We start from the raw sequence: 20,121 nt of genomic DNA on the forward strand, positions 1-20,121 counted from the left end.
GGTTAGCCCCCTCGGTAAGAATACCAATCCGCTAAGGTATCAGCATCCTTTACATCCAATTCTTTTACATGATAATGCTTTCCTTGCCCCATCTTCCCTACGATAGACAACTGTATCGTTGCTAAATTTTCTCGCTTATGAAGGATATGTTGTTTTTTATTAAATGCTTGAATCCGTTTATGATACAGCATCATGGTAACTTTATTAAAATTACGATAGCGAATGAGAAGTTTATTCCCTGTTACTTGATAAGTCGAGTCCTTATACTGAAGAATCCCTAATAACACACTTAGCACAAACACAACACTCGGAATCCACGCAAACTGTGGAAACATATACAGAACAACGCCTAATACCAATAGCGGTATGATTGCGGCCCTTACGAGATAATATTTAAGTGAGCGCTTCGGCAATTGGATTAGCTCTGCATCATCTGGTCTATATTGAGGTAACAATTTAGTCAGGAACTCATCCACTTCTTTTTTCTTCATAATAGGAAATAGTACCGTAGAAAAATCTTCCCCTTTTTCATTCGATCCACCTGCAATTTCTGCAATTACCGTCACATACCCGAATGGTTGTCTAATTAGATTTTCCACATAACCGACCGCTTGAATTCGTTTTAGTGGAATTGTAATTAATTTTTTCTCTAGTAGTCCACATCTTATGACAATATCTTCGTCCACTCTTGCTATGGTGAAATTCCAATATTTCAGCATGACTCCCGCAATTCCTAATAACCAGAGAGAAAGAATCCCCCCTAAAGCCATGAGAGCCATGATCACTATTCCCAATCCAACAAGCCACGTATATGCACTATCGTAAAAATTAGTAGGTATGAACCGTACCAATTCGGAAAACGCAGCCCCTGCAACAGCCAATAACACCCCTATACTACCTGAAGTAGCTCCGGTAAGAATAAGGCGTTTTCTAGTAATCGTTACGGTCGGGATTTGTTTTTCTTCCTCCAGTTCTTCAACCGGTTCCTTTTCCGTAATAGTGGATTTCAACTCTGAACGTAATTCCTCCCCTTCGACAAACGTGACGGAATTAAGTGATGCTTCTGCCTCTTTACCAGTACCGGCTGTTTCTATCTCCACTTTTACTAATTTAAATATTCTATGTAAGATGTTTTGCGTTAGATCAATCGATTGAATTCTATTTTTAGATATATAACGCTTCTTCCGTATAATCACACCGTATTCTAGTTTTAATTCATCACCCTCCACACGGTAAGTAAATCGTTTCCAGGATATGTAGCTTGTAACAATCAATAGCACGCTTAGCACTACGACAGCTAAAATAGCATATAAAATATCGATATTTACTAACGTAACAAAAGCAAGGACAAATAAGAAAAACATATCCTTCACATTATTGATTAAATTGAAAATAATAGTAGCAGGGTGTAATCGTTTCGGCTCAGACATCATCCTCATCCACCTTTGCTAGTGTGGAAATTTTATCTCGTAAATCGGAAGCAATTTCATTTGATAATGCCGGTATTTCATGTGTAGTTGCCGCCGTTGAAATAGATACACTAGCTAAATTAAAGTATTTCAAAATCGGCCCTTGCTTCGTCTCGACATGTTGGACCCGAATCATTGGAATAAGCGTTCTGGAAACGATTAATATCCCATGCTGAATATAGATTTCCTGTTCAAATACTTCATAACGCCATCTTTTCCATCGCAAATTCGGGATTAAAAAAACGGTGATTATAGTACTTACGATACTAATTGCAAATGCAGCTAGGACAATCCAAAATGGAAAATCATTTATGAAGTGTAATACTAAACCTACAATTGCAAATAGCCATACTATTAATTCGTATAGGATAGCTGTAATTTGCCATACTTTTATCGCATCTCGTGAAATCCGATGAACCGGTGGCTTTCTCATATCATTTCTTCCCCCTAATTAATGATAAAAAAAGCCCCTATTTTACAAGGAGCTTTTTTCTAGTTGATTAGTCACGGTTTCTTCTTTTTTGGAAATTCCCTTTGCGGTTTCGTCCCCCCTGGCCTCTACCACCTTGGTTTTTTCCACCGCCTTGATTGCGTTTCCCGTAATAACGTTTGTTATTAGAACGACCTTTTTCTTGCTGAGCTTTTTTAACACTAATAGGTGCAACTCCAGAAATTTGTACTGGAACATCTCTTCTTTCCTTCGTTAACATTTTAAGTGCAGCAGCAACGATGGTTACTGAATCATGTTCTTCCAGTAATTCATTTGCTGTTTGATGATATGCATCAAGTTCGTTCTTTTCAATGGTTTTTAAGATTTTTTCAACTGTTAATTGTTGTTGACCAATACGTGCTTCCTTATTAGTTGGAGGAACCATTCGTTTCATTTTACTTTTCGTAACCTTCTCAATTAATCGAAGGTGTGCCATTTCCCTTGGTGTAATAAATGAAATTGCTTCTCCAGTACGTCCTGCACGTCCCGTACGACCGATTCGGTGTACATAACTTTCCGGATCCTGAGGGATATCAAAGTTATATACATGGGTAACACCTGAAATATCAAGTCCACGTGCGGCCACATCCGTAGCTACTAACACATCTACTCGTCCATTTTTAAATTTATTTAACACAGACATACGCTTCCCTTGTGTTAAGTCACCATGTATTCCTTCTGATCTAAACCCTCTAGCCTGCAAGCCTTCTGTGATTTCATCAACACGTTTTTTCGTTCTACTAAATACAATTGCCAATTCAGGATTTTGCATATCCAAAAGATTGGTTAACGTGTCAAACTTGTATTTTTCTGGTATTTCCACGAAGTGTTGGACGATATTTTCTACTGTCATTTCCTTCGCTTTAACCTTAACCTCTTTTGGCGTATTCATTAAGTTCGTTGCGATATCGCGAATTTCTTTTGGCATTGTCGCTGAAAATAGAAGCGTTTGTCGCTCGCTAGGTACTTGTTTTAGAATTTCACGAATGTCATCAATGAATCCCATGTTTAACATTTCATCCGCTTCATCCAAGACAACGGTGTGTACCGTATTAGCACGAATTGTTCTTCTTCTGAAGTGATCCAATAATCTTCCAGGTGTTGCTACGACAATTTGAGGACCGTCTTTTAACGAACGGATTTGTCTGTCCATAGGTGCACCGCCATACACTGGAAGAACACGAACTCCTTTAAATCTACCTAAACGGTTTAATTCTTCAGCAACTTGGATAGCTAACTCTCTAGTAGGAGCTACAACTAGTCCTTGCACCTTTCTTTCTGCTGTATCGATTTTTTCAAGCATTGGGATTCCAAAAGCAGCAGTTTTACCTGTACCTGTTTGTGCTTGCCCAATGACATCATGACCCTCTATTGCAAGAGGAATAGTTTGTGCTTGTATTGGTGTTGCTTCTTCAAACCCCATCTTTTCTAATGACTTCATAACCGGATTTGAAATTCCTAATTCATTAAATGTTGTCACGCTTTCTAATTCTCCTTTGTACAAATATTATATTTTTTAGCGTTTGACTTGCCGTGATGCTTGTACCGAGAATTACATCACCCATTTATCTTATCTTATCTTATCCATTTATCCGAAATCTTACCTGTCTCCAAAGATACGAACTCATCCTCAAGATAATGCAATTTGAATATGCTTCAATTCACAGAAAGTGGAAAAGGCTTCAGCCTGAAAGGAAAAGCCCTATGATTTTCATCTTATAACGTACTCTCCTAGTTCTTAAGGAGTCTCTTGACGCCTGATTTATAATCAGGCAATAAGCACCGTGGCAAATTAACCGTTAGTCTATGATAACATACGAATAATGGTAAGAGCTAGTTGCAAATGATTTTTCCATTGGGGCATGATAAAATAAGAAATTAAGTTGAAGTAAAATATCATTGAATTAATTCTTTAGGAGGCAAGAGAATGAGAGTTCCTCCATTCAATCCATACATAGCTGTTGTAATTGGTGTGTTATCTGTTTCCACATCAGCAGTACTGGTTAAACTAGCTGGCGATGCTCCAGCAGCAATCATTGCCAACTACCGTTTATTAATCGCCGTCATACTAATGGCTCCGATTATGTTCCTGAAGTATCGTCATGAGTTTAAGTTAATTACGAGAAAAGATTGGTTATTATCTACCCTTGCTGGCATCTTCTTAGCTTTTCATTTTATTCTCTGGTTTGAATCTTTAAATTATACATCCGTTGCAAGCTCCGTAGTCCTTGTAACACTTCAGCCGATATTCGCTTTTCTAGGAACATATCTATTCTTTAAAGAACGTTTCACACCAGGGGCAATTATTAGTATGATTATCGCCCTTCTCGGTAGTGTCATTATCAGCTGGGGAGATTTCCAGATTAGTGGAATGGCGTTATTCGGGGATATTTTGGCCTTTATAGGCGCCATTGCGATCACAGCGTATTTCCTATTAGGACAAAATGCCAGAAGAAGATTATCTTTAATGACCTATACGTTTGTCGTTTATGGTGTTAGTTCCATTACGTTAATTATCTATAATGTACTATTGCAAAATCCATTCACCGGATATTCAACTAATTATTGGCTAATTTTCTTAGCTCTAGCGATATTTCCAACCTTCTTTGGACATACACTATTTAATTGGGCGTTAAAATGGTTAAGCACTTCAACCATTAGCATGGCAATTGTGTTTGAGCCAATTGGAGCATCTGTCTTAGCCTATTTTATTTTAGGAGAAAAAATTACCTGGTCCCAATGGCTCGGTGGAACGATTGTCATCTTCGGATTATTCTTATTCATCCTGAGTACTACTAGAAAATCTAGTGTTACCATTCATAAAAAAGTTCAATAAGATATCACTATGTTTACAAGTAAATAAACGATATAATAGTAGCAATATTTAAAACCAAAGAAATAAGGTGATTCGATGTCAATTCAATTAATGACTGATGGCGGTGCAGATATTCCGAAGGAGCTTATGGACCTTGCCGATATTAAAGTGATCTCATTATATTTAAACTTTAAGGATACCCAATATAAAAGCGGTGTAGAACTTGATCTCCCTAGCTTTTTTAAAAAAATTGAAGAAACGAAGGAACTCCCCCGTTCAGCAGCACCAAGCCCTAATGATTTTTATGAAGGGTATAAAGAAATTGATCCTACAAAGCCGATTTTAATGATTAGTTTATCGAGTGGCTTAAGTAGCACTTATGAAAACGCTGTAGCCGGGAAGGAATTACTACTAGATGAAGAGCCTGAGAGAAAAATCGAAGTCATCAACGCTCGTACAGCCTCTGCAGGGCAAGCATTGCTCCTTTTCGAGGCATATCAGAAGATACAAGAGAATTATTCACTGGAAGAGCTAGTTCTTCACCTGAACAGTAAAGTTAAGCAGACAGCAACCCTATTCGTATTAAAAACCTTAGAAAACTTGGTCCTAGGTGGCCGAATTGATAAGGTAAAAGGAACGTTAGCAAAGACACTGAATATTAAACTATTGATGAAAGCTAGTGATGAAGGAACGATTGAGGTCGCCGAAAAGGTACGAGGTGACAAAAAGTCCATTCGCCGCTTTGTCGATCAAATTGGGGAATATGCGAAGACCTTTGAAGATAAGATATTAGTCATGACACATTACAACGCAGCAGAACGTGCCAAGTCTGTATTACATGATATCAAAACGAAATATCAATTTAAGGAAACATATTTAACGGAAATGGGGCCATTAATCTCTACGTATGGCGGAGAAGGAGCTTTAGTTATTTCTTTCTTTAGGGATTAAATTAACAAATACGATTCAATAAAGAGATTGGGACAAAATGAAAAGTCCCAATCTCTTCTTTTTAATTTAAGATCGTCATTATCCTTGTCAGAAGATCTAATCATAATCCTTTACTGCTTTGCTATACTAAAACTTCACTACGTTCAACTGGTCGTTCTAAAAACTCATATACTATCCGATTTAGAGCATCCTTATCATTGCCTAAACATATTAGATGTCTAGACCGCTCAAAAAACACGACTTCCTTCCATTTTGCGGGTATTTCCTTATCTAAATAATAGGCAGTCTTATACGGTACTAAACTATCCATCTGCCCCTGCGCAATTAGCACTGGTGACTCCACATTTTTAAGATATTTTCTCGTCAACTTAACCAGCTTTAAAAATTCAATATTAGCCTTTAATGGGACACTACCTAACTTCCTTTTGTAATGACGATATAGCTTATTTTGCCCCAGTTTTCCTGTAATGCCATCTTTAATGACATCCCCAATGTCAACACTAATACGCTTCAACGATAAGTACTTTCCTGCAGTAGCTAACAATACTAGCTTTTCAACTTTATATTTAGCTGCTAAATATGCGGCTATCATTCCCCCCATTGAAAAGCCAATAAGGTAAATCACATCATATTTTTCCTTTAAATGATTTAAGGAAGCTTCTGCAGAATCAATCCAACTCTTATAATTTACATTTTCAAGAGCTAACTTTTCCCCATGTCCAGGTAAAGTCGGCACTGAGATATGCCAATCTGTATGTTCTTGTAAATAATACGTTAATGGCTCTAATTCATGAGGACCACCCGTAAAGCCATGAATAATTAAACAAGCTATCATGATTTATTCTCCTTTATGAAAAACGTATTAAAGAGCTTACGTGTACTTTTCTTTTTCCCTAATTAACCGAAATTAATTCAGTTAGCTCTCTATTCCCGCCTTATTAATAATCGCATTTCATTAACGGAAAGTTTTCATAAAGTCGCCAAATTGTTTGAGAATTGGCGATACTTGATGATATGTGTTTGCAATTTGGCTCACCGTAGTTAACACCTTATCTAAATTCACTTGCCCACCTTGATTTTGGAATGGTGTCGTCGTTGCATTTTGCTGCTGGGCTTGTTGATTCGTTCCTTGGGATTGGTCCAAATTAGCATACCAGTCCTGTGGTTGCTTTGGTTTGGCAAATTGTTCAAATGGTGATTGATACTGTTCATATAGGTTTATATAGTGCTGTTGATATGGAATCGAATGGAAAGGTTGTTGGGTTGGCTGATGATGGTAGTAATTAGGCGGATTTACCGGTTGCTGGTATGGAGGGTAACCAAATTGTCGCATAAATAACACACCCTTTCCTTAGCCTTTTTCTATAATTTATGCAGATAGCTCATGTTTTGTGTGTTATTAGCTGATTGTTTGGAGGAATTTAACATGATTGGAGCGGCCTTTTATCTCTAGTCTGCTAGAAATGCTTTACAAGCAGACTAGAGTCATCTCATTCCTCTTAGGGTGACTACTCCCTAAGCAGGAATCTATTCAAGAGACAAGCTTCTCATGAAGTCTTGCTCTTACGAATTTTTAGCTGTATAAAAGCATAAAGTAAAATCACTATTGATACAACGGAATAATGCGGGTTCGTATAGCAGGCGATAATAATTCCTAAGCTACCAAAAGCAATCACACCTTTGAAGGAAAATTGCACTAATCTTTTGTTAAGACTTTCAAATGCATTGTCCATCTTGTTCATATAATGAATCATATATAAGCTCATTACCAATAATAAGAAGGTAATCGACCACCAAGAATACAGGATAACCGCTATAATCGTAATAGGAATCAAAACTGGGATAAAACCAATTATTGCCCAGCGCCTCATCGTCCTACGATAGCTTTCGATATTCCAAGGCAATACTTGCACAATACCTGAGTGAAACCGATCGACAAACAAGCTTGCACAAAAGGCAGTATAAATGTGGATACTTAAAGCGATTAAAATCATGCCTAGAAACGCATTAAAGAAGGATAAAACTGTAATGGCCAATACTAAGCCACCAATAACTTGTACGATATATTCTATATTCCCTCTGAAATGCTGTAACCATAGCCTTCTATGAATAGCGGAGTCTGTATAAGCAAATGGCTTCTTTCTAGAGGCTCTATTCAAAAATAAATTGTGTTTTCTTTGCCGTTTAAATTTCACTTTTGTTGCCTTTGAAACTGCAGGCATATTCCAAACTAAGAAATCATTTACCTCTATCACTCTTCCCCAATTGATATTGGTGAACATTCGTTTAAATAGTAGAAAATTACTAAGCACAACAATCGTGAGCACAATAATACTAATAATCATATTTACTTTAGTTACCGTTCCTAAAAAGTTAACCAATATAAGTACAACGAAAAGGATGAACCTAGGTATAAACCTCACTTGAAAAAGCTTCCATTGTGGAATCGTCATGAGCAACTCAATCAACCAAAACACAGCTAAATATACAACGATAATTTCTGGTTTAATCGGGGTAATTAAAATGATAGCAGCACTAACGATAGCGTATTTCAATAGTAGCTTTACCCACTTCTCAAGTGCTGTAAAGAGAACAATTCGCTTCATTTCATATGGAAGCATAGCTAATTGATACTCAGAACTAGTAATCAAAATGCCAGGATTACGAAAGGACTGAAACACATAGCGTAAAGGAAGAATAGAAAATATGAGCCAAAATCTTTCGGTTAGCTGTTCCTCAATGAATAGAAACTGATCTTGATAAGCTGCTAAAATATCATTAAAGATAAAAATGCTAGCAAACACGTATCCACCAACAATTAAAGAATAGAGGCTTGTTGTTAAGTCAAAAGACAGCGCCATCATTTTCTTATATACTTTCATCTTCTTGCGGGCCCTGCCTCGTCTAATTAACCAATATGCTTGCCAAGAAGAAGCATTATTCATTACACATCACTTCTCCTCTTAATCGTTTCAAACTCTTCAATTAATCCTTTATGTAATAACTCCCCTTCCTGAAGCATGATAAATTGGTTAGCAAGTCCTTTAACCCGTTCCAATTGATGCGTGGTTAGAAGTATAGCCGTTCCATTCGCTATCTTTTCCTTTAACAATTCTTCAAAGTAATCTATCGCATAGATATCAAGTCCCATAAAAGGCTCATCAATTAATAGAAGGGGAACATCGGGAAGCATGGCACAAATCGTTTGTACCTTTTGTCGCATCCCTTTCGATAATGACTCTGGGTATTCATCCAACTTCCCTGTTAATTCAAACCCTTCTATATATCGCTCTATTCGTTTCATTAGCTCGCCTTCTTGAATACCATAGCTCTTACCGTACAATTGAAAATGTTGCATAGCGGTTAGCTCCGACATTAATAATGGCTCTTCTGGAATAAACGCTATTCTCCGTTTAAATTCGAGAAAATGTTTATCTTGACTATAGGTTTCCTCAAGCGTTATTTCTCCATTTGATTTTTCCTGAATCCCCATTATCGTCTTCATTAAGGTAGATTTACCTGCTCCATTATGCCCAACCAATGCAACAACAGACCCCTTCTCTATCGAAAACGAAACATTATTTAATAATCTAGTAGAAAGCACGTCAACATGTAATTCATGGACATCTAACACGTTCATTTTCTATCATCCTCTCTTTCCTTTACTATTACGATATTTTAATAAAAAGGTTTCAATTTCAACAATATGCCATACTAATTACGGTAAAATCCGAATATTATACATCGTTTTTTGTCGTTTTTTGTAAAAAACGTGTAAAAATAGTGTAAATTACACAAAAAAGCCTAGCTTTTTCTAGTATTTTGTTATTTAATAAAATAGTAAGAAAAAAATAATCTTTATATTTTTTAGGAGGGTCACAATGAAGAAACTTTATGGTCTAGTGCTTATTCTCGGACTAGCACTTGTACTTGCAGCATGTGGAGGCTCTGGTGATGAAAAAAAATCATCAGACGAAAATACATCAGGAGATTCAAAAAAAGAAGAAGCAAGTGAAGGAATGGTTCCTGATACATTAGTAATTGGTTTCGTACCGTCTCAGGATTCAGATAATATTGCAGATACTGTAGAACCTTTAGCTAACCGCTTAGGTGAAGAGCTTGATATTGAAGTTAAAAGTCAAGTTATGACAGACTACAATGCACTAGTTGAAGCAATGGGTGCTAACCAAGTACATGTTGGTTTTATCCCTGCATTCGGATATGTTCTTGCAAATGAGCAATATGACGTTGAAGTAATCTTAAAATCTATCCGTTATGGATCAGGTACTTACAAAGCACAATACGTAGTACGTGCTGATTCTGGTATTGAAAGCCTTGAAGATTTAAGAGGAAAAGTTTGGGCATATGCTGACCAAGGTTCAACTTCTGGTTATTTATTCCCTGCAAACCAATTAATGGAAGAGTTTGACATTGCGACTACTGCTGAGTTGGAAACTGATTTCTTTAATGGTATAAGACAAGCTGGTGGACATGATAACGCAGCAATCCTTGTTTATGAAGGTGATGCTGATGTTGCTACTACTTTCGACGATGTACGTACTGAACTTGAAGAAGAATATCCAGATATCATGGAGAAATTAAAAGTTTTAACATACACAGAAGATATTCCTAACGACACAATCTCTGTAACGAAAGAACTAGACAAAGAGTTTGTTCAAAAAATTAAAGATACTTTCTTATCCTTTAACGATGATGAAGATATGATTCAAATCATGAACGATGTTTACAACTGGGATGCTATCGATGAAGCGAAAGATGAAGAATATCAAGTAGTTAAAGATACTTACGCTAAATTCAAAGATTCTGTTGGTTTCTAATAGAAGTAACTAGTTTAATAACATAACAAAGGGGAAGGTTAGTTGACTTCCCCTTTGTTATGTTACATTTTGTAGAAAAATGTTACAATATATGAAAAACTTAGCCTTTAATGGAGGACTTATTATAATGATAGAATTTAAAAATGTGGGCCTTGTCTATCCTAATGGAACGGAAGGTTTAAAAAACATTAATGTAAAAATCAATGATGGCGAATTCGTTGTTATTGTTGGATTGTCAGGTGCCGGAAAGTCTACATTTATTCGTAGTATTAATAGATTGGTAACCCCTACTTCTGGATCCCTTCTAGTAGATAATGAAGATATCTTAAAATTCAAAGGTAACAATCTTCGCAAACTTCGCACGAAAGTCGGCATGATTTTCCAAAATTATAACTTAGTCAAGCGTTCAAATGTTTATAAGAACGTTCTAGCCGGTCGTTTAGGACATACTGGTACCTTACGATCCATCTTTAGTCTTTATTCTAAAGAAGATAAAGCATTAGCTTATGAAAGCTTAAAACGTGTTAATATTGCAGAAAAAATTTATAGCAGAGCAGATGAACTAAGTGGTGGGCAACAACAGCGTGTCAGTATTGCACGTGTATTAACACAAAAGCCTAAATACATTTTAGCGGATGAGCCAGTAGCATCACTGGATCCACCTACTTCTCATCAGGTTATGACGTACTTAAGAAAGATCAATAAAGAAGATAATATTACAACCATTGTAAACCTACACTTTATCGATATGGCAATGGAATATGCGGATCGTATCATTGGTATGCGCGCTGGAGAAGTAGTATTTGACGGACCCGCCTCAGAAGTAACCGAAAAAACATTCGAAGAAATTTATGGCCGTTCTATTCGTGAGGATGACTTGCGTGGAGGTGCAGAGGAATAGTGACTAAGGAAAATAGCACATTAACACAAAAGTCAGTACCTCTTTACCCTGCGAAAACTAAAATGCAAGTAACCATTATCTTTTTTGTAATTCTAGGAATCTATATTTTTAGTATGATCAAGACGCAAGAAGATATGGTAGGGGGCTTCAGTGGCGCTCTAGGAAATATGTACGATGTTATTGAAAAGTTCTTCCCACCAAATTTCGCCGTATTATCAGCGATTTGGAGTTCGATGCTAGAAACCATTAAGATGGCAATTATCGCCACTACGATTTCAGCAATTATTACCATACCATTAGCGGTTCTATCAGCACAAAACATTACAACATTTAAACCATTATATTATTTCATGAGAACGTTACTGAATTTATTACGTACTATTCCTGATTTAGTATTAGCAGTAATATTTGTAGGATTATTCGGCGTTGGTGTATTCCCTGGTATTTTAGCCCTTGCCGTTTTCTCTTTAGGTATCTTAGCGAAGTTGATTAGTGAGACAATTGAGGCAGTTGATATGAACCCATTAGAAGCAATGCGAGCTTCTGGGGGAAACGTATTTCAAGTTATCTGGTACTCATTAGTACCGCAAGTAGCACCACAGTTCACTTCTCTAGTACTATATGTATTCGAAATTAATATTCGTGCCTCTGTTGTACTAGGAATGGTTGGAGCTGGTGGTATCGGGCTAGTATTAAACCAGCAAATTAAGTTCTATAACTACCCAAATGCCATGACGATTATCCTAGTTATATTCGCAACGGTATTGATCATTGAGTACATTAGTAATAAGTTAAGGGAGGCATTGTTATAATGGAAAATTATCAATTACCTCCAAAGCCTGCTAAATCTACCTTTAAACGGGTTCGAACCATTACAATCTTAATTCTGGTAGCAGCCTTATATGTGTGGACATTCACTACTATTAATATTGATTGGGGAAGAGCGATCGAAAGGGCAATGAATAATTTCCATCGTGTTATTCCAAGACTATTCAGCCCCGACTGGGCAGCAGCTGCTGATGTAGGAGCTGCCATGCTGGAAACCGTATTTATCGCCTTTGCAGGTTCTTTAATGGCAGCAATCATTGCTGTTCCACTATCATTCTTAGCAGCGCAAAATATGATGGGTGGTAAAATTGTTTCTGTAATCGGTAAATGGATTTTATCTGCTATTCGTGCATTTCCGGATTTAATCTTAGCGATTCTTTTCGTAGTAGCAGTTGGACCAAATGCCTTTGCTGGGGTACTTGCCATTGCGATCGGCTCAACCGGTATGCTCGGTAAAATGTTCTCCGAAATTATTGAGTCAATCGATATGGATGTTGTCCAAGCTATGGAAGCTAATGGAGCTAACAAAATACAGATTCTATTCTATGGTGTCATGCCACAAATCATCCCTGAATTCCTATCTTATGCGATTTACCGCTTTGAGGTAGATATTCGTGCATCATCCATTCTAGGTATTGTTGGTGCGGGTGGTATCGGTACGATGATCGTATTCGCATCAAGTAACCGTAACTGGAATGAAATGGGTATGATTCTTCTAGGAATCATTATCGTTGTAACCATTATTGATTTTGCTTCTGCTAGAATTAGACGTAAAATAGTATAAGGAATGAAGAGAAACCGCGTGGGAATTAACCCATTGTTCGGTACTTCCTTTTATTTAATCAGGAAACGAAATTGAAGAAATCCTCTTTAATTTCGTTTCTTTTATTCGTTGATAGACTAGATGATTATTTTCTCGGTAGAAACACTAAGGTATTCTAAATGGCAAGCAAGTACTAGTTTTTCTAAGAAAGGATGTAGAATGTGTCAAATAAAACCACGCTCAAAATAATGTACACAAGTGATATTCATGGACATGCCATGCCCCTATTATATGGTACGAACGAGGCTTACAATTTAGGGTTAGCAAAGTACACCTCAATCGTTAAACAAATGGTTCAAGAAAATGAAAATGTCATTGTGCTAGATAATGGGGATTTAATCCAAGGTACACCACTTATGACCCATTATGTAAAAGAACATCACGATAAAGAAAATCCAATGGTTGGGATTATGAATCGCATTGGTATTGATGCTAGTGTAATTGGAAACCATGAATTCAATTTCGGGAAAAAGATATTAACCGATGCGATAAATAGCTCTAACTTCCCTTGGCTCTCGGCTAACCTAGTTAATCAAGATGGAGAACCTTATTTTGGAAAGCCGTATATCATTAAAACCTTACCTAGTGGTATACGTGCAGCAATAGTGGGGGTAACCACACATTACATACCAAACTGGGAATCTCCGGCACATATTGAAGGGATTCAATTCCAAGATGCCCTTACAACCTTAAAGCATTGGGTAACACGGATTCGAGAAGAAGAACAGCCAGATATACTTATCGCTTCCTATCACGGTGGCTTTGAAAGAGATATTAAAACCGGTGAACCGACAGAGCCATTAACTGGAGAGAATCAAGGGTATGCCATGTGCCAAGAAATCGAAGGAATTGATGTTTTATTAACAGGTCATCAGCATCGCATCCTAACCGGTGAGATAAATGGTGTGCTAATTGCACAGCCAGGAAATAATGGAAAAATGTATGGTGAAATAGATGTGGAGCTAGAGCATGTGAATGACCAATGGAGTATTACCGGGAAAAAGGCCGAAATAAAGCCTGTCAATGAGATCGAAGCTGATAAAGAAATAATGCACTACTTGAAAGATATAGAGTCTTCTACTCAGCGTTGGCTAGATCATCCTATCGGCTATATTGATGGAGATATGACCATAACAGATCCGTTAAAGGCCCGTACAACGAAACATCCGTTTATTCAATTCATTCAAAATGTACAAATGGATGTTAGTGGTGTCGATATCTCGGTTACCGCACTTCTCAATAATGAGTCTAAAGGATTCACATCCGTTGTTACAATGCGAGATATTGTTTCCAATTATATGTATCCTAATACACTGGTGGTACTGGAGCTTACCGGAAATGATATTATACAAGCGCTAGAAAAAACTGCGGAATACTTTGTATTAGATAATGCTGGTAATATCGTCGTAAACCCCTCCTATATTGAACCAAAGCCACAGCATTACAATTATGATATGTGGGAAGGAATTAACTATACGATTAATGTATCGAAGCCAGTTGGTTCTAGAATTGAAGATGTAACCTATCATGGTAATCCCTTAAAGATGGATGGAAAATATCATGTTGTGTTAAATAACTATCGGGCCAACGGTGGTGGCAACTTTGATATGTTCAAGAATAAACCAATTATCAAAGAAATTCAGCGAGATACTGCCGAATTAATCCATGCCTATTTTGAAAAGCATAAAACCGTAAAAGCAGAAGTCCATTCTAATTTTACGGTTATATCCTAATAAGAAAAATAGCGTTATATAATAAATAACTACTAGCACTACTCTGCTCCAGAAATACTACCCTTCCGACTGGTTAGATCGACGAATATTTCTGGAGCTAGAATAGTGTAGCATCAATTTCTTATTATGTTGACTACCTCAATTTTATAGTGACCTCTTAATCATCATCTCTATCGTCATCATCGCCTATTTCTGTATCGATAGAGATGGAGATAATGTCGCCTGTATAAGCATCTATATCGATTTCTGCTTCTCCATTAACACTTTCTATTTCAATTTCATAAATAAGACGTCCATCATCTTCATCTAATTCTAACTCTGTAATCATTCCATCAAACTCAGCAAGCGCAATTTTCTTGGCTGTTTCATAATCAATTATTGCTTTTTTTCCTTCCTTTTTGTTTTCTGTTTTCTCATTATCTGCTTGGTTATCTTTCTTTGATTCCTCTACTACATGGTCATCTTGATTATCCTTTGAATCAGTGGTCGTGTTATCGTCTGAATCATTATTTGTTTTTTCGTTCTTACTTTCGGATTCAGATGTTGAATTACTTGATGGTCTATCCTGTTTTTCAGAGATAGTTAAATTTGTTGATTCTTCTGTACTAGCATGACGTTCTCTTTGTTTAATCTTCAGCACTTCACCAGTATTACCATCTAATTTAATTTCATATTCCTTACCATTGCTTTCTACTTCAACCTCATAGACTACACTGTTAAAGCCCTTTTCCATTTCAATTTCTGTTATGGTTCCTGGATACTGCGCTGTTACAAGTTCCACAATTTCTTCTTTCGATAATTTAGGATCGGCTTGTGCAGCATTGGAATGATATATCCCTAAACCTAATACAGTAGCTATGGCAATACTAGATACCGTAATGATTACTTTCTTTTTCATTTTTTATTTCCTCCTTATTTCCTCTTGATGTCTTTATCATATACATCGAGAATGAAATAATCATAAGAGAAAGATTAGAATTAGATTAGAATGTACGTTACGTTAAAGGAAGCATGACTTGAAACGTTGATCCTTCTCCAAGACGACTATCTACTGAAATGGTTCCTCCATGTGAATGGATAATTGATTTCGCAATAGCTAGACCTAGTCCTGTTCCACCAGTGTTCCGACTCCTTGCTTTATCCATTCGATAAAATCGTTCAAATATCCGTTCTTTTTCTTCCTTTGGTATTCCTTGGCCAAAATCTCTAACAGATATAGCAATTTGATTATCAGATGGAGCCATAGTAATTATTACATTATCGTCACTATACTTCAGCGCATTATCGATTAGAATATAGAATACCTGCCTCAATTGATCTTGATTACCTAATATCTGAATTGGTTTCCCATTCTCATGGAGCTCGATATTTCTATCATAGGCACCCGTAAATACCTCGATCGTCTTCTCCATTAATTCGGTAATATTGACGCTTTCACTATGTTGAATTTCCTTGTTTTTAGCTAAAGCCAGTAATTGTTCTACGAGCTTTTGCATACGGTCAGCTTCCGATCCAATTGCGTCTAATGATTCCTTCCATAGCTCTGGGTTATCCTTCCCCCGTCGCTCTAGCAATTGTGTATAGCTTTTAATAATAGAAATTGGTGTTTTTAATTCATGAGAGGCATCCGATACGAAAATCTCCTGCATCTCATAATTGTCCTTCAAAGAATCAATCATATCATTAAACGTTTTTTCCATTTCATACAGCTCATCATTCGAACGATTCGTTAGCTCGATTTTTTTCCACTTCCCATATTTCATATTTTCTTTCATCGTACTGATTAGTGATTTTATGGGTTGAAGCAAAAATCGAGCCAATAGATTTCCAGCAATAATGATGGGAATGATGATGATAATCGAAGCAATGGTTAATACATAAAATAGATTTTTCATATTAGCAGTTAATGCAACTAGCTCTTTGTAGACTTGAAGTGTAACGATCTCCCCATCATTCCAAATGATTGGTTTAGAAACCATAGCATAGCGATTCCCTTCAAAGGTAATCACTTCCCGTACCTCTGATGTACCATATCCCCCTGGAAGGTCAAAATAATCCGCTGACTTCGAATGAACGAGAGGATCCCCTGATTCCGGATAGACACGTATGATTCCATCAGCTGGCAAAAAAGCCTTTATCAACTCCCCAGGTGGAATTTCAGGATTTTCATTAACCGTTGCTATTACAGTATTTGTTTGCTCCGTTAGTTCGGTTAGCTCCGTTTCAACAGAATTCTGGTAAAACAAATAGTAAATCGAAGCGTTTATCATTAAAATAAACAGGAACATAAAAAAACTTGTAAACAACTGTATCTTGGTTCGTAGCTTCATACTAGGAATCCTTTATAGAATATCCGACACCACGTACGGTTTGAATATACTGCTTCGAATATCCTTTTTCAATTTTTTGACGGAGGTACCGAACATATACATCCACTACATTTGTCTCGCCAAAATAATCAAATCCCCACACCTGTTCAATTAATTGATCTCGTGATAGCACGATATTCTTATTCTTTAATAAACACACGAGCAAATCAAATTCTCTTGGAGTGAGTTCGATTTTATTTCCTGCACGCATCACTTCATGTGCATCCAAATCGACAATTAAATCCCCAACAGAGAGTGTATTCTTCTTTACAGTACTTTCTATAACAGGCTTTCTAAGATGCACACGGATTCTAGCTAATAATTCTTCGATCTGGAACGGCTTTGTAACATAATCATTAGCGCCTAAGTCTAAGCCGCTTACTTTATCATGGACAGCGTCCCTCGCAGTAAGCAGGATGACCGGTGTGCGTTCATCTGTACGTCTAATTCTACGAAGTACTTCTAAACCACTTAATTCAGGGATCATAATATCCAGCAATACTAAATCCCACTCTTTCTCTTGCATAAGCCTTAATGCATCTTTACCATTATCTACAATCTCAGTAAGATAGTTTTCATATTCTAATTCAAGCTGAATTACTCTACTTAGCTTTTCCTCATCTTCCACAATAAGTATGACTGGTTGTTCCATTTCATCACCCACATATCCGTTCTTTTCGTTTACTATAACAAATAAAGATTAAAAAGTAATGAGAAACTATCGATTAAAATAATTGCTTTCCCATTTATTTCAGTAAATAATGATTACATATAAAGGAGGGATTGTTGTGTTAGCACTTGATCATATTGTCATTGCTGGAAAAAATGTTGAAGAAGCGAGTGAAAACTATCATAAACGTATGGCAATTAAAGCTATTAAAGGTGGAGAGCATGAAAATTGGGGAACGTACAATTATCTTGCCTATTTTTCTAATGAAAGCTATATTGAATGGCTTGGAATACAGGATTACGATATAGCGAGTGAAAGTGATAACCCCTTAATCAAACATTTAGTTTATCGGCTAGACCAGAATAAGCCTGGTCCATTCCAATTTGCTCTCCGTACCAATCAAATGGACGAGTATAAGAAGCATTTTCAAGCGAACAATATTCCCTTTGATGGTCCTTTTTCTGGTGAAAGACTACGCCCTGATGGAACTTTATTGACTTGGAGGATGCTATTTCCGAAATATCATGTAGAGGAGGAAATGCTCCCGTTTCTAATAGAATGGGGTAATTCCAGTAATGCCCCAACAACACAAGGGTTAACCAATCCACAAGCCATCATGAACATTCATTACAGTGGTGTTAATAAAGCCACTTTTATGGATATTTATCAATTAAAAAACAGAAAGAGCCTATCTAACCAATTTTTATTAAGAAACTCCAAAATAAGTTTCAAGGAAAGTGGCGATTTATCGTTTGAATTGGTTTAATAAATAAAGTTCTATCCGAAACCGTGGTTAAATAAACTACCAACTAACTAATAAAAAATAAACCTAATTACCTCATAACGGCGTGATTAGGTTTATTATCGTACTACATCTCGTCTGTTTATTAACCTAATTGTTGATGTAGGAACTCTGTAACAGACTCAGGTGTTTTCGTATAGGCACTATGTTGATGGGCAAGCTTTTCTCCATTTTGGAAAATCAAAATACTTGGAATACCCATTACTTCATAGGTTTGTGCGATTCCTTCTAGCTCATCTGTATTTACTTCATACCAGGCATAATTATTAAACTCATCTAAAATCCCGTCTATAAACATGTCCATTCTCTTGCAGTCCGGACACCAATCAGCAAAGAATTTGATGATTACTGGTTTATCACTTTGAATTACTTCATTGAATTTATCCATTGATTGAATGTGTTCCATGCTATCTCTCCTTTTCCATCCTTATTGTAACGATTAAACAAACGTTTGTCTTATGAATTGCTTACTCCTTATATTCCACTCTTCCTAGTACATACGCTACAAATAAACCGCCTGCAAAAGTCACTACACTTAATAATAAGAAGGGAGTAGATTCTGGCCAGCCTGGAAATACAACAACTATTGAGCCAATGACTAGTCCAATAATTAAAGCAAATGTTCCACTACGATAATGCTTAAAAAAGTAGTGAATAAGCTTACTCATCGTCAGGATACCAAGAACAATTCCCAATCCAACAACAGCGATAATCGTTAATTGAAGATTACTAATCGCACTAATTACTGTAGCATAAACACCCATTACTAGCAGAATAAATGAACCGCTAATACCAGGTAAAATCATAGCAGCACTAGCAATAAACCCGGAAAAAAATAACAAAACATATGTAGATAAGGTAAACTCCTCTATAACTACCCCTTCGCTTTCATGCAGAAATACCATACCCGAAACGATTACTGCTCCAATGATTAATAGTATATAATGGTTTACTTTAAAATTTGCCTTCACATCAGCTTGACGAAATAAATAAGGCAAAATACCAATTATGAGCCCTAAAAAGAAAAACTGAGTCGGTCCTGGGTAATCTTTAAATAACCATTCAATTAACCGACTTAATAACAGCACTGCACCTGCTATCCCAATACCTAATGGAATGAGAAAACCTAGGTGTTTTTTCCACTCCTTGCTAAATAGTCCATTTATAGAAGCAATTAATCGGTCATAAATACCTAAAAGGACTGCAATTGTACCGCCACTTACCCCTGGAATAACATCACTTGCTCCCATCATTAATCCGCGGTATATATTTTTCCATTCCATTGAAATATCCCCTTTTACATTACTATTTATTATTATATCAAATAATAGTTGTAATTCATATTAAAAGTTAGTATACTATAAATAAGCTACTTTGCATCGCAAGGTAGCTTATATCAAAGTAGGTATCTTGTTACACAAGGTAGGTGAAT

The 20,121-nt window shown here is 36.6% G+C and carries 20 protein-coding genes; 8 read left to right on the forward strand and 12 right to left on the reverse strand.

The genetic code is table 11. The annotated features are described in order from the left end of the window. Window positions 1–2 precede the first annotated feature (2 nt). From AAIB49_RS12835 to cshA, 3 genes are all read right to left on the reverse strand, one after another. Window positions 3–1,430, reverse strand: coding sequence for a PH domain-containing protein (locus AAIB49_RS12835; protein ID WP_343458249.1), 1,428 nt, complete (start codon window positions 1,428–1,430; stop codon window positions 3–5). Then, entirely contained in the window at window positions 1,423–1,902 is a 480-nt protein-coding gene (locus tag AAIB49_RS12840; protein ID WP_343458250.1) for a PH domain-containing protein, read from the reverse strand. Before AAIB49_RS12840 ends, AAIB49_RS12835 begins: the two co-directional genes overlap by 8 nt. A 67-nt stretch (window positions 1,903–1,969) precedes the next feature. After that, entirely contained in the window at window positions 1,970–3,439 is a 1,470-nt protein-coding gene (gene cshA / locus AAIB49_RS12845; protein ID WP_339217131.1) for a degradosome RNA helicase CshA, read from the reverse strand. Window positions 3,440–3,886: 447 nt separating this feature from the next. On the opposite strand from cshA, the gene AAIB49_RS12850 reads away from it, so the two are divergent. Beyond that, complete coding sequence (locus tag AAIB49_RS12850) at window positions 3,887–4,795, forward strand: DMT family transporter (RefSeq protein WP_343458251.1); 909 nt, start codon at window positions 3,887–3,889, stop codon at window positions 4,793–4,795. Between the two features lie 75 nt (window positions 4,796–4,870). Next, a complete protein-coding gene (locus tag AAIB49_RS12855) occupies window positions 4,871–5,725 on the forward strand; it encodes a DegV family protein (RefSeq protein WP_339217133.1) in 855 nt (284 codons plus the stop codon). Window positions 5,726–5,846: 121 nt separating this feature from the next. Here the strand turns inward: AAIB49_RS12855 and AAIB49_RS12860 are convergent, their stop codons facing one another. From AAIB49_RS12860 to AAIB49_RS12875, 4 genes are all read right to left on the reverse strand, one after another. Continuing rightward, entirely contained in the window at window positions 5,847–6,560 is a 714-nt protein-coding gene (locus tag AAIB49_RS12860; protein WP_343458252.1) for an alpha/beta hydrolase, read from the reverse strand. A gap of 120 nt (window positions 6,561–6,680) precedes the next feature. Continuing rightward, a complete protein-coding gene (locus AAIB49_RS12865; RefSeq protein ID WP_343458254.1) occupies window positions 6,681–7,058 on the reverse strand; it encodes a YppG family protein in 378 nt (125 codons plus the stop codon). A 214-nt stretch (window positions 7,059–7,272) separates the two neighbouring features. Further along, window positions 7,273–8,670, reverse strand: a complete 1,398-nt coding sequence (locus tag AAIB49_RS12870) for an ABC transporter permease family protein (protein WP_343458255.1) — start codon at window positions 8,668–8,670, stop codon at window positions 7,273–7,275. Further along, a complete protein-coding gene (locus tag AAIB49_RS12875) occupies window positions 8,670–9,365 on the reverse strand; it encodes an ABC transporter ATP-binding protein (RefSeq protein ID WP_339217137.1) in 696 nt (231 codons plus the stop codon). The genes AAIB49_RS12870 and AAIB49_RS12875 overlap by 1 nt, the downstream gene beginning before the upstream one ends. 241 nt (window positions 9,366–9,606) lie before the next feature. Between AAIB49_RS12875 and AAIB49_RS12880 the strand changes: the two genes are divergently transcribed. The 5 genes from AAIB49_RS12880 (at window position 9,607) to AAIB49_RS12900 (ending at window position 14,848) form a co-directional block, all read left to right on the forward strand. Next, window positions 9,607–10,563, forward strand: coding sequence for a phosphate/phosphite/phosphonate ABC transporter substrate-binding protein (locus AAIB49_RS12880; RefSeq protein ID WP_343458256.1), 957 nt, complete (start codon window positions 9,607–9,609; stop codon window positions 10,561–10,563). 127 nt (window positions 10,564–10,690) lie between these two features. Continuing rightward, window positions 10,691–11,464, forward strand: a complete 774-nt coding sequence (gene phnC / locus AAIB49_RS12885; RefSeq protein WP_186869675.1) for a phosphonate ABC transporter ATP-binding protein — start codon at window positions 10,691–10,693, stop codon at window positions 11,462–11,464. Continuing rightward, a complete protein-coding gene (gene phnE / locus AAIB49_RS12890; RefSeq protein ID WP_343458257.1) occupies window positions 11,464–12,276 on the forward strand; it encodes a phosphonate ABC transporter, permease protein PhnE in 813 nt (270 codons plus the stop codon). The genes phnC and phnE (AAIB49_RS12890) overlap by 1 nt, the downstream gene beginning before the upstream one ends. Continuing rightward, on the forward strand, window positions 12,276–13,076 hold the full coding sequence (gene phnE, locus AAIB49_RS12895) for a phosphonate ABC transporter, permease protein PhnE (protein ID WP_343458258.1): 801 nt from the start codon (window positions 12,276–12,278) through the stop codon (window positions 13,074–13,076). The genes phnE (AAIB49_RS12890) and phnE (AAIB49_RS12895) overlap by 1 nt, the downstream gene beginning before the upstream one ends. 227 nt (window positions 13,077–13,303) lie before the next feature. Further along, window positions 13,304–14,848 (forward strand): bifunctional metallophosphatase/5'-nucleotidase, encoded by a 1,545-nt coding sequence (locus AAIB49_RS12900; RefSeq protein ID WP_343458273.1) that lies wholly within the window; start codon window positions 13,304–13,306, stop codon window positions 14,846–14,848. 157 nt (window positions 14,849–15,005) lie between these two features. On the opposite strand, the gene AAIB49_RS12905 is transcribed toward AAIB49_RS12900, so the two are convergent. From AAIB49_RS12905 to AAIB49_RS12915, 3 genes are all read right to left on the reverse strand, one after another. Next, entirely contained in the window at window positions 15,006–15,746 is a 741-nt protein-coding gene (locus AAIB49_RS12905) for a PepSY domain-containing protein (protein ID WP_339217140.1), read from the reverse strand. Between the two features lie 97 nt (window positions 15,747–15,843). Continuing rightward, window positions 15,844–17,178 (reverse strand): ATP-binding protein, encoded by a 1,335-nt coding sequence (locus AAIB49_RS12910; RefSeq protein WP_343458259.1) that lies wholly within the window; start codon window positions 17,176–17,178, stop codon window positions 15,844–15,846. A gap of 1 nt (window position 17,179) precedes the next feature. Then, entirely contained in the window at window positions 17,180–17,869 is a 690-nt protein-coding gene (locus tag AAIB49_RS12915) for a response regulator transcription factor (RefSeq protein WP_343458260.1), read from the reverse strand. A 136-nt stretch (window positions 17,870–18,005) separates the two neighbouring features. On the opposite strand from AAIB49_RS12915, the gene AAIB49_RS12920 reads away from it, so the two are divergent. Further along, window positions 18,006–18,653 carry a VOC family protein gene (locus tag AAIB49_RS12920; RefSeq protein WP_343458261.1) on the forward strand — a complete coding sequence of 216 codons (648 nt, stop codon included), beginning with the start codon at window positions 18,006–18,008 and terminating at the stop codon, window positions 18,651–18,653. Window positions 18,654–18,774: 121 nt separating this feature from the next. Here AAIB49_RS12920 and AAIB49_RS12925 read toward each other — a convergent pair whose 3' ends face one another. Then, the gene (locus AAIB49_RS12925; protein WP_186869668.1) at window positions 18,775–19,095 is read right to left on the reverse strand and encodes a thioredoxin family protein; all 321 of its coding nucleotides are present in this window, start codon (window positions 19,093–19,095) and stop codon (window positions 18,775–18,777) included. Between the two features lie 61 nt (window positions 19,096–19,156). Then, entirely contained in the window at window positions 19,157–19,972 is an 816-nt protein-coding gene (locus tag AAIB49_RS12930) for a DUF368 domain-containing protein (RefSeq protein ID WP_343458262.1), read from the reverse strand. Between the last annotated feature and the right edge of the window lie 149 nt (window positions 19,973–20,121).

This window comes from Ornithinibacillus proteolyticus (assembly GCF_039581225.1).
GTDB lineage: Bacteria > Bacillota > Bacilli > Bacillales > Amphibacillaceae > Ornithinibacillus > Ornithinibacillus massiliensis.

Coding starts and splice junctions, on each gene's coding strand:
- AAIB49_RS12910 (WP_343458259.1), bottom strand. CDS start 17,178: ATGAAGCTACGAACCAAGATACAGTTGTTTACAAGTTTTTTTATGTTC.
- phnC (WP_186869675.1), top strand. CDS start 10,691: ATGATAGAATTTAAAAATGTGGGCCTTGTCTATCCTAATGGAACGGAA.
- AAIB49_RS12905 (WP_339217140.1), bottom strand. CDS start 15,746: ATGAAAAAGAAAGTAATCATTACGGTATCTAGTATTGCCATAGCTACT.
- AAIB49_RS12855 (WP_339217133.1), top strand. CDS start 4,871: ATGTCAATTCAATTAATGACTGATGGCGGTGCAGATATTCCGAAGGAG.
- AAIB49_RS12835 (WP_343458249.1), bottom strand. CDS start 1,430: ATGTCTGAGCCGAAACGATTACACCCTGCTACTATTATTTTCAATTTA.
- AAIB49_RS12860 (WP_343458252.1), bottom strand. CDS start 6,560: ATGATAGCTTGTTTAATTATTCATGGCTTTACGGGTGGTCCTCATGAA.
- phnE (WP_343458258.1), top strand. CDS start 12,276: ATGGAAAATTATCAATTACCTCCAAAGCCTGCTAAATCTACCTTTAAA.
- AAIB49_RS12840 (WP_343458250.1), bottom strand. CDS start 1,902: ATGAGAAAGCCACCGGTTCATCGGATTTCACGAGATGCGATAAAAGTA.
- AAIB49_RS12880 (WP_343458256.1), top strand. CDS start 9,607: ATGAAGAAACTTTATGGTCTAGTGCTTATTCTCGGACTAGCACTTGTA.
- AAIB49_RS12850 (WP_343458251.1), top strand. CDS start 3,887: ATGAGAGTTCCTCCATTCAATCCATACATAGCTGTTGTAATTGGTGTG.
- AAIB49_RS12900 (WP_343458273.1), top strand. CDS start 13,304: ATGTACACAAGTGATATTCATGGACATGCCATGCCCCTATTATATGGT.
- AAIB49_RS12870 (WP_343458255.1), bottom strand. CDS start 8,670: ATGAATAATGCTTCTTCTTGGCAAGCATATTGGTTAATTAGACGAGGC.
- AAIB49_RS12925 (WP_186869668.1), bottom strand. CDS start 19,095: ATGGAACACATTCAATCAATGGATAAATTCAATGAAGTAATTCAAAGT.
- AAIB49_RS12930 (WP_343458262.1), bottom strand. CDS start 19,972: ATGGAATGGAAAAATATATACCGCGGATTAATGATGGGAGCAAGTGAT.
- AAIB49_RS12865 (WP_343458254.1), bottom strand. CDS start 7,058: ATGCGACAATTTGGTTACCCTCCATACCAGCAACCGGTAAATCCGCCT.
- AAIB49_RS12875 (WP_339217137.1), bottom strand. CDS start 9,365: ATGAACGTGTTAGATGTCCATGAATTACATGTTGACGTGCTTTCTACT.
- AAIB49_RS12915 (WP_343458260.1), bottom strand. CDS start 17,869: ATGGAACAACCAGTCATACTTATTGTGGAAGATGAGGAAAAGCTAAGT.